The sequence below is a fragment of the Streptomyces scabichelini genome, assembly GCF_011045015.1.
Classification (GTDB): domain Bacteria; phylum Actinomycetota; class Actinomycetes; order Streptomycetales; family Streptomycetaceae; genus Streptomyces; species Streptomyces scabichelini.
In genome coordinates, this window is sequence record NZ_JAAKZY010000323.1 from 1 (window position 1) to 8838 (window position 8838).

The following is an 8838-nucleotide window of genomic DNA, read 5'->3' on the forward strand; positions in this document are numbered from 1 at the left end:
GGGCCGGGGGCGGGGCCGGGCCGCGGCCGTCGCCGGGCGCCCGGGTGCGCAGACAGTACGTCAGGGTGCCCGTGAAGTGCTTGCGCAGTCGGCCGGGATCCGGGTCGCCGAGCAGGTCGGCCCGTACCTCCAGGGTCTCGGCGATCCCGTCGAGGCCGCGCAGCCGGGTGCTGTCGAGGTCGTCGGGTCCGGTGGCCACGGCCACGAGGCGGGCACGGCGCCCGGCACCGGGATGGCCGTTGTTCCCAGGGGTCAGCTCCACTGGACGTACTCCTCCAGACCGGCCCGCCGCGGGACGAACCGGTTGACCGGGGCCGCCTCGTCGGGGTAGCCGACGGCCAGGGTGCAGACGATGATCCGGTCCGCGGCGATGTCCAGCTTCCGGCGCAGCGCGTCCGCGTAGCCGGCGACGCTGAACTGCGGGCAGCTGCCGAGGCCGCGGGCGACCAGGCCGAGCATGGTGTTCTGCAGGAAGAGGCCGGTCTCCAGGAAGGTGCCGGGCACCGCGTCGCCGGGGAGGTGGCAGACGACGGCGGCAGGAGCGCCGTAGAAGCGCAGGTTGTCACGGAGATGGGCCCGGGCGGCCGCAGCGTCGTCTGCGGCGTGGCCCTTGGCACGCAGCACTCCCGAGAGGGCCGCGCGAGCGCGTTCCGCCGTAGTGTCGTCGAGCGTCGGCAACCGGTGTGCGCGGTCCGGCCGTTGTGGCTCTCCGCGGTCGAAGGCCTCCTGGAGTGTGCGGGTCAGCGCGTCCAGGGCGCTGCCCGTCACCACGATCACCCGCCACGGCTGGATATTGCGGCCAGAGGGTGCCTGACCCGCGGTGAGCAGCACCTCCGCCAGTACGTCGCGGGGCACCGGCCGATCGAGGAAGGCGCGCTTGCAGTGACGGGATGCGATCAGGGCCAGGCCGTCGTCGTATGCGGGGAAGTCCTCTGCGGGAGAGTCGTATGCGGGAGAGTCGTATGCCCGGGCATCGCGCATAGGGGCGTCGTACGCGGCGGCGTCGTACGTGCCGTCGACCACGTCTTCCTCGGACACAGGGGCCGGGACAGGGACGTCTTGGATCGTCATGGGCGCCTCACTCCTCCGCACTCCTCCGCGCCTCAACCGAGCCCGGCGGCGCGGACGTCGGGACCGGGGTCGCGGCCGAGGAACTCGTGCAGCCGGGTGCGGACCAACTCCTGGATGCGGAGGGCGCATTGGCGGTAGATCTCGGGCGGCTGCCCGTCAGGGTCGGGGACGTCGCCGTGCGGGTCGAGGCAGAGTGTGCGGCCCGCCGTGTCGGGCGCCAGGGCGACCACAGCGTCGCGGTGGGCGCGCGTCATGCAGTAGATGGCGGAGCTGTCGCGGCACAGCTTGGGGGTGACGGACCGCGCCCGGTGGCGGCGGGGGTGTACGGGGCCCGGCAGGCGCCGTATGCCGAGTTCGGCGAGCGCGGTCCGGGCGGCCGGGACCAGCGGCGCTCCGGGCCGTGCCGGGGAGACTCCCGCGCTGGCGAAGCGCACGCGCCGCGCGGAACCCCCCGCCCGTGCGGCGTGGGTGCGGGCGATGACCTCGGCCATGGGCGAGCGGGAGGTGTTGCCGCCGCAGACGAACAGCACCCGTCGCGTATGTGCGCCGCGGTCCCGCCACCAGGAGACCGCCGCGGGGTAGGACAGGGACGCGATGGCGGTGACGATGAAGGCGAGCGCGAGAAGCTGCGCGTTCCCCGGGACCGGCAGTCCGGCCAGTGCGGCGAGGGCGTACGAGGCGACGAGGCCGGACAGCAGGCTGGCGCACCGGTTGGCCGGGACGCACCAGGTGTACACGCGGCGGTCCAGGTAGATCAGCGTGCCGAAGACGAACAGCACCTCGTACGCCACTCCGATACCGACGGCCGCCACGGCGGCGGGGGTGCCGAGGAAAGTGGTGAACCCGGCGCGTAACTCCGGCTGTCCGGCCAGGGCCGCGGCCGCCAGGAGCGTGACCAGGAAAACCGGGGCGGCGGCGTGCTCCTCCACGAAATAGCGGCGATCGGTTTCCTTCACTCCGCTCTTGGCCGCACGGCTCATGATCTCGAATCGCCCCACGTAACCGGCGAGATAGACGAGCACGCTCAAAACCGTCGCAAGGGTGAGGTGATAGCTGCCCACATCACCGAGAGCCACAGAAACCGCCATCAGACTGAAAGCAAGGCCGGCCCACGCCGAACCGGAGACTTTCCGCTTTCGCGCCGAGTCGACCAGCGGGGAAAGGATCAGCACGCCCCCGCGCATCAGAAGCATCACGAGGAGGATGGAGACACCCACGAAGGTGAAATTCAGCGTAGTGGTGGCGATGATGAGTGAGGTGAAGAATCCCGCCAGCAGCGTTTCCCTTCCCGGCATACGGACGCGCCCCACCCCGGGAATCTCACGCTGCCGGGCGTAGCGCCACCACCCGCAAGTCGCCAGGAAAAGCGGCATGACGGCGAGTTGCCCCAGGGCGGCCGCCGGCAGCATCTCCAGACCGTCGACCGGACCCCCGGAAATCGGGAGCACTCCGCTGGACACCGCTTTCACGAGCATGGCGTAGGGAATATAGGAAAGAAAGTATCCGAGCGCGAGCCGGCCCATACGCGTGATCCTCCGGAAGTTCCCCAGCAGAAAGGTCGATTCACGATCAACGCACCGACTCATTCGAGTGTGCAGGGATCCGGTGTCCCCACGCAAGAGCCATTATGCAGGCGCGCGATGGACGCAATAGCAACGTGCGCCCCACGTGCGCCGGTCGAATGCCCCTCACTCTGCTCATGTGAACTTGCGGTTTTGCGGCAGAGCCTGTAGCCCGCGAAAAGAGAAAGCGGTATTCGGGTTGAAATAGTGCTGCGAACGGCCTTCCTGGCCCGCCGCACCAGCCCCGGGCCGCGACTGGTACAGCGCGACGCGTCACTATGAAGGCATGACGGATACAACGGACAGCCCGGACAGCCCGGTCGGCCCGCCCGGCCCCGGCAACTTGGTGAACTCGCAGCAGGCCGAGGCCTGGAACGGCTACGAGGGCCGGCACTGGGCCGACCACCAGGACCGCTACGACGGCCTCAACGACGGGGCCAACACCCCGCTCCTCGACGCGGCGGCCCTCGCGCCGACCGACCGTGTCCTCGACATCGGCTGCGGCAACGGCCGCGTCACCCGCCTCGCCGCCGGCCGCGCCGCGTACGCCCTGGGCATCGACCTGTCGGCGCCCATGCTGGAACGGGCCCGGGCGAGCGCCGCCGCCGAATCCCTCGACAACGTGGAGTTCGTCCAGGCCGACGCGCAGGTGTACGACTTCGAGGAGGCCTCCTTCGACGCCGCCGTCAGCCGCTTCGGCGTCATGTTCTTCGCCGACCTGGTCGCGGGTTTCGGCAACATCGGCCGTGCCCTGCGCCCCGGCGGGCGTCTCGCCTTCGTCTGCCCGCAGGACTTCGGGCGCATGGACCAGTCGACGGTCTTCGCGGCGATCGGCGAGCACGTACGGCTGCCCGACATGTCGCAGTCCACCGGCCCGAGCCCGCTCGCCTTCGCCGATCCCGCCACCACCCGGCGGGTACTGGGCGACGCCGGCTTCGACGACGTGGCCGTCGAGGGCCTCGAAGCGCCCCAGTACTGGGGCAAGGACGCGGACGACGCGGCCGGATTCCTCTTCGGTTTCGGGCCGGTGCGCCACTGGCTGCGCGAGGCGGACGCCGACGCCCCCACGGAGGAGCGCGCCCGGCAGGCCGCGACGGACGTTTTCCGCAGGCACGAGGGCGACAGCGGCGTACGGCTCATGGGCCGCTACTGGCTCGTCACCGCCGTACGCCCGTGAGGTCCCGGATCCGTGAGGCCCCGGATCCCTGAGGTCGCGGACCCGTGCGAGGTCGCGGATCCGCATCGCCCGACTGTGGGCCCGGACGCTGACCTGCCGTAATCGGAGGGAGCCGTGCCCGGGCCGCCTGGCGCGTTCGCTTCTATCGTGGAAGCACACTCAACGGTCGGCGCCGAGGCAGGCAGCTCATGAGGAAACCGCAGATCGACTACGCGGCGGTCTTCCGGGCGCTCCCCGGCATGGTGGCACTGCTCACCCCTGACCTGGTGTACGCCGACGCGAACGACGACTTCCTGCGGCTGGCGGGGCGCACCCGCGAGCAGCTGCTGGGCCGCTACATATTCGACGTGTTCCCCGACAACCCCAACGACCCGGCCGCGACCGGCATGCGTGACGTCAAGGCGTCGATGCTTCGCGCGGTGGCCACCGGCGAACGCGACACCATGGCGCTGCAACGCTATGACGTCGAGGATCCCCGTCGGCCCGGCCACTGGCAGGAGCGGTACTGGAGCCCGGTCAACGCACCCGTCCTCGGCCCCGACGGACAGGTGGTGCTGATCGTGCACCGGGTGGAGGAGGTCACCGAACTCATCCGCGCCCGCGGCGGCCCGGGTGGCACGGGCGGCAACAGCCGGGCCCGCGTACTGGAGGCCGAGCTCTACACCCGCGCCCGTGACCTGCAGGAGGTCAACGAACGCCTGCGCCAGGCGCACGCCCGCGAACGCGAGGTCGCGCTGGCCCTGCAGGCGGCGATGCTGCCCGCCCCCAGCCCGCTCCCGAACCACCGGACGGCCGTGCGCTACCGGCCCGCCCTCGGCGCCCTGAACGTGTGCGGCGACTGGTACGACCTGGTCGAGCTGCCCGGCGACCGCATCACGGTCGCCGTCGGCGACGTCGTCGGCCACGGTCTCGAGGCCGCCTGCGTCATGGGACAGCTGCGCAGCGCCCTGAGCGCGGCCGCCCGCGTCGCCGAAGGACCGGCGCGGGCCCTGGACGCCCTCGGGCTGTACGCCCGCTCGGTCGACGGCGCCGAGTCGACCACCGTGGTGAAGGCCTTCATCGACTGGGAAAGCCACACCATCACCTACAGCAGTGCCGGCCACCCGCCACCCGCCCTGCTCCACCCCGACGGCACCGTGACGTTCCTCGATCAGGCCACCGACCCGCCGCTCGGCGCCCGCCCCGAACACGTCGCCCGCCCCCAGGCCCGTGCGCCCTTCGCCGGGGGCGCCACGCTGGTCCTGTACACCGACGGCCTGATCGAACGCCGTACCGAGGACATCGACACCGGCCTGGCCCGCCTCGCCGACTCCCTCACCCGGCACCGCCGAGCCGACCCCGAAACCCTGGCCGACGCCCTGCTGGCCGACCTCCTCCCGCCCACCGGCACCACCGACGACACGGCCCTGGTCGTCATCCGCCTGTGAACGGGCCCGCCGATGCGGAGGACCGCTGAACGGACCCGCCGATGCGGAGGACCACGGTCCGTACGGTGATACGGGCCGCGGCTCTCGTCGCCCGCACGGATAGCATCAGGGCTCCGGCGTGGCTCCCAGCAGAGGCGACAATCATGGATCCGGCCGCGGTGTCTCCCCCCGCAGCGGGCATCAGCCTGCGTCAGTTGCTGATGGCGCTGGGTGACTCGTTGGTGGAGGTGCAGGCCGCTCCCTCGGGTCTAGACGTCGAGATCCGTGGGGTTGCGCTGCTCGACCCGGAGGATCCGCCGAGCGCACAGCCGGGTGAGCTGGTTCTCGCGATAGGTGCCCGTGGCCGGGCCGCTTTTCCCGCGCTGCGGGCCGCCGGGCGGGACGGAGCCGTCGCCGTCGTGGTCAAGCTGGACGGTCCTGGGCAGGCCGCGGCGCTCACCGAGACCGCCGCCGAGGCCGGGGTCGCCCTGCTGTCGCTGCGCAGCGAGGCCCGCTGGGAGCAGGTGAACGCGCTCGCCCGTGCGGCCCTCGACGACGCACCGCCGGGCGACTCCGGCGACGAGGCCGAGGAGGGCGACCTGTTCTCGCTCGCGCAGACGACGGCCATCCTCACGGGTGGCATCGTCAGCATCGAGGACACCGCCAACCGGGTGCTGGCCTACTCCCGCTCCTCCGACTCCGACGAGATCGACGACATGCGGCGGCGCTCCATCCTGGGCTGGCAGGGTCCGGAGGCGTATCTGGCGAAGCTGCGCGAGTGGGGTGTGTTCCAGCACCTGCACTCCAGCGACAAGGTGATCGCCATCGACAGCCACCCGGAGCTGGGGATCCGCCGCCGGCTCGCGGTGGCCATCCGGTCCGGGGAGCGGCATCTGGCGACCATCTGGGTGCAGGAGGGTTCGGCACCGCTGTCGGAACACTCGGAGCAGGCACTCGTGGGTGCGGCCCGGGTCGCCGCGCACCATCTGGTGCGCCGCCGCCGGGTGCTCTCCGACGACGTGACCCTCACCTGGACGCTGATGGCCGGGCTTCTGGAGGGCAACACCGGTCCGCAGCCGCTCGCCACCCACCTGGGCCTCGACGCCGGCCGCCCGGCCGCCGTCCTCGGCTTCTCGTACGAGACCGCGGAGGCCGATGTCGCCGCGCCCGAGCTGACGCACGCCGAGGTCACCAACCTCATCTCCGTGCATATCGCCGCCCGGCACCGCAGCGCACTGGTCACCCAGCTCGATCCCCGTATCTACGTGCTCCTGCCCCAGCTGCCGCGCAGCATCGACACGGCCACGCTGCGCGGCTGGGGCCACGAGGTCGTCGGCGCCGCCCGCCGCCACCTGGGCCTGCCGTTGCGCGGCTCGGTCGGCTGCCTGGTGCCCGGGCTCGGCGATGCCCCGGAGTCACGCCGGGAGGCCGACCGCATCCTCGACGCCATGATGAGCGCGGACCTGTCCACGGCGGTCGCCGCACTGCCGGACATCCAGGCGGAGGTGCTGGTCAGCGAGATGCTGACGCTGCTCTCCGCCCACCCCGAGATACGGGATCCCCGGCTGACCGCCCTGGTCGCGCACGACAGCCGGCACCAGGGCCGGCTCGCCGAGACCCTCCTGACGTACCTGAACTCTCTCGGTGACGTACGGGCGGCCGCCGCCCAGCTGCATGTGCACCCGAACACGCTGCGGTACCGCCTCCGCCGGGCCGAGGAGCTGACCGGTCTGGATCTCAGCCGCCCCGACCAGCGGCTGCTGGCCATGCTCCAGCTGCGGCTGCCGCCCACCGGCTGACTCCGCACGCCGACCGCTGCGCGGCCCTGGGCCCGGGCCGGTCCTGGGCCCGGGCCGCCCCGGTCCGGCCCCGGTTTCGCATTGGCCGGTCGTACAGCCATCGACGGCGAGTTTGTTCAGCCTTCACAAACACGTAGCCCCATGGCCCTCCCTACGCTTACGCAAATCCACATCCGCGAGCGATGCGGCCCGCCTCCCACGAGGAGGCGGAACGACACGCGGACGTCAGTGCCCCGACCGCCCTCCCTCGCATGCCCGGCCCGCTCCTCCCCCACTGCCGAGGCGAGCCGGGCAGCCACGCCCCGCACGGCACTCCCCAACCACCCAATGGATGTCGACATGACTACACGTCCCCCTGATTCCCTGGCCCCCGACACCGCTCCATCCACCAGTGGTCAGCCTCCGGAGCAGCAGGCAGGTCTGCAGGCCGGTCTCAAGAACCGCCATCTGTCCATGATCGCCATCGGCGGGGTGATCGGCGCCGGTCTCTTCGTGGGCTCCGCCTCCGGTATCGCCGCCGCCGGACCCGGCATCCTCCTTTCGTACGCACTGGTCGGCGCCCTCGTCGTCTTCGTGATGCGGATGCTCGGCGAGATGGCCGCGGCCAATCCGACCTCGGGCTCCTTCTCCGCCTACGCGGACCGGGCGCTCGGCCGCTGGGCCGGGTTCTCGATCGGCTGGCTGTACTGGTTCTTCTGGGTCGTCGTACTCGCCGTGGAGGCGACCGCGGGTGCCGTGATCCTGGAAGGGTGGGTGCCGGCCGTACCGCAGTGGGCCTGGGCCCTGATCGTGATGGTGGTGCTCACCGCCACGAACCTCGTCTCGGTCGGCTCCTTCGGCGAGTTCGAGTTCTGGTTCGCGGGCATCAAGGTCGTCGCCATCACGGGCTTCATCGTGCTCGGGGGGCTGGCGATCTTCGGTGTGCTGCCCGGCTCCGACCATGCCGCGACAGGATTCGGCAATCTCACCGAGCACGGCGGCTTCCTGCCGAACGGGCCCGGCGCGATCCTCACCGGCATCCTGCTGGTCGTCTTCTCCTTCATGGGCAGCGAGATCGTCACCCTCGCCGCCGGTGAGTCCGCGGACGCGGCGCGGGCGGTGGCCAAGGCCACCAGGAGTGTCATCTGGCGAGTCGGTGTCTTCTACGTCGGCTCGATCCTCGTCGTGGTCGCCCTGCTGCCGTGGAACGACCCCGCGATCGAGAAGAAGGGCTCGTACGTCGCGGCCCTCGACTCGATCGGCATCCCCCACGCCGGCGAGATCATGAACTTCATCGTGCTGACCGCCGTGCTGTCCTGTCTCAACTCCGGCCTCTACACCGCCTCCCGGATGGCCTTCTCCCTAGGGCAGCGCGGCGACGCCCCGCGGTCCTTCGTACGGACGAACACGCGAGGTGTCCCGCAGGCCGCGATCCTGGCCTCCGTGGTCTTCGGCTTCGTGGCGGTCGGCTTCAACTACCTGTGGCCGGACACGGTCTTCCAGTTCCTGCTGAACTCCTCGGGTGCGGTCGCGCTCTTCGTGTGGCTCGTCATCTGCTTCTCGCAGCTGAAGATGCGGGGGATCATCCTGCGGGAGAGCCCGGAGAGGCTCGTCGTGCGGATGTGGCTGTTCCCGTATCTGACGTGGGCGACGATCGCGATGATCGCGTTCGTGCTCGTCTACATGCTCACCGACGAGAAGGAAGGCGGGGGGCGGAGTCAGGTGCTGCTGTCGGTGCTTGTGGCCGCGATCGTGATCGCGATCTCGTTCGTGCGGGAACGGGCTCGGCGGGGGAAGGACGGCGAGGAGGCGGTTGCGCCTCGGTAGTCGCCGGCGGGTGGGTG

The 8838-nt window shown here is 71.2% G+C and carries 7 protein-coding genes; 4 read left to right on the top strand and 3 right to left on the bottom strand.

Annotated features, from left to right (window positions below; genetic code table 11):
- From G5C60_RS47735 to G5C60_RS47745, 3 genes are all read right to left on the bottom strand, one after another.
- A partial coding sequence (locus tag G5C60_RS47735) for a hypothetical protein (RefSeq protein WP_165270068.1) occupies positions 1-262 on the bottom strand: 262 nt, incomplete at its 3' end.
- The gene (locus tag G5C60_RS47740; protein WP_165270069.1) at positions 253-1071 is read right to left on the bottom strand and encodes a nitroreductase; all 819 of its coding nucleotides are present in this window, start codon (positions 1069-1071) and stop codon (positions 253-255) included. The genes G5C60_RS47740 and G5C60_RS47735, both read right to left, overlap by 10 nt.
- A 32-nt stretch (positions 1072-1103) precedes the next feature.
- Positions 1104-2546 carry an arsenate reductase/protein-tyrosine-phosphatase family protein gene (locus G5C60_RS47745; RefSeq protein WP_165270070.1) on the bottom strand — a complete coding sequence of 481 codons (1443 nt, stop codon included), beginning with the start codon at positions 2544-2546 and terminating at the stop codon, positions 1104-1106.
- 373 nt (positions 2547-2919) lie between these two features.
- On the opposite strand from G5C60_RS47745, the gene G5C60_RS47750 reads away from it, so the two are divergent.
- The 4 genes from G5C60_RS47750 (at position 2920) to G5C60_RS47765 (ending at position 8821) form a co-directional block, all read left to right on the top strand.
- Positions 2920-3810, top strand: a complete 891-nt coding sequence (locus G5C60_RS47750) for a class I SAM-dependent methyltransferase (protein ID WP_165270071.1) — start codon at positions 2920-2922, stop codon at positions 3808-3810.
- A gap of 188 nt (positions 3811-3998) precedes the next feature.
- A complete protein-coding gene (locus tag G5C60_RS47755; RefSeq protein WP_165270072.1) occupies positions 3999-5237 on the top strand; it encodes a PP2C family protein-serine/threonine phosphatase in 1239 nt (412 codons plus the stop codon).
- A gap of 158 nt (positions 5238-5395) precedes the next feature.
- Positions 5396-7015, top strand: coding sequence for a PucR family transcriptional regulator (locus G5C60_RS47760; RefSeq protein ID WP_338146136.1), 1620 nt, complete (start codon positions 5396-5398; stop codon positions 7013-7015).
- A 339-nt stretch (positions 7016-7354) separates the two neighbouring features.
- Entirely contained in the window at positions 7355-8821 is a 1467-nt protein-coding gene (locus tag G5C60_RS47765; protein ID WP_165270074.1) for an amino acid permease, read from the top strand.
- Positions 8822-8838: the final 17 nt, after the last annotated feature.